The sequence below is a fragment of the Oceanobacillus damuensis genome, from assembly GCF_001618145.1.
In the GTDB taxonomy this organism is placed as follows: domain Bacteria; phylum Bacillota; class Bacilli; order Bacillales; family Amphibacillaceae; genus Oceanobacillus; species Oceanobacillus damuensis.
Genome location: NZ_LQNF01000069.1, coordinates 1 through 793, shown reverse-complemented (window position 1 = coordinate 793; position 793 = coordinate 1). Strand labels below are relative to the sequence as shown.

Below are 793 nucleotides of genomic sequence, written 5' to 3'. Positions count from 1 at the left end.
GCGATTTTGAGCCTTCCACGAAATCCCTAAGATATTAGTTGGTTGTCCTTTTTGCCGTTTTTTCAATTTTCCTTTGACTGCAGGCTGATACCTATAGCTCCACGCCGCCTCTATCAACAACCTTCGCACATGTCGATTCCCTGTTTTAGTTATGTCTCCTAATTTCCGTGATGCACCACTGGAACTTTCACTTGGTACTAGTCCGGTGTATGCCATAAATTGTTTTGGAGTCTGAAATCGCTTGAATGATCCGATTTCTGCAACCAGACTGGTAGCTGTGATGACGGCCACTCCCCGTAGTGCCATCAGGGTTTGGATCATTGGTGCGTGGACACCTTCTTTGGCCTGTTCCTCAATTTCTTCTTCTAATATTGTCAAGCGCTGCTGGGCTTCTTTTAGTTGCTGCAAATATTTCTGAAATGTCAGACGGGATGCAGAGCGTTCAAATTTCAAACTGTCTAGCCAATTCCAGTATTTCACAGTCCATTTTTTGGTTCCTTTAGGTGGTTTGATTTCATTTCTGAGAAGAAATTTTGTTAGTCGATGTTTCGCTCTTAATTCATCTTCCTTGACATCCTCGCGTGCTCGACCTAAATCGCGTAATGCCTCATCATCTTCTGCTGGTACATAAATAGGTGTTAATTCGCCAGCACGATAAAGTGCTGCGAGTTTCATGGCATCGCGTTTGTCCGTCTTTACGCGATCTCCAGGTTTATGAGGTACTAACGACGGCGCAATCACTTCACATGCAATATCCATCGTCTTAAGAAGTCGATAGAGTCCGTATCCAGTT

Annotated in this window: 1 protein-coding gene; it reads right to left on the bottom strand. The window is 44.0% G+C overall.

The features are described from left to right. Positions 1-793, bottom strand: a 793-nt coding sequence (locus tag A4245_RS19405) for an IS110 family RNA-guided transposase (protein ID WP_067730993.1), incomplete at both ends; no start/stop codon positions are given.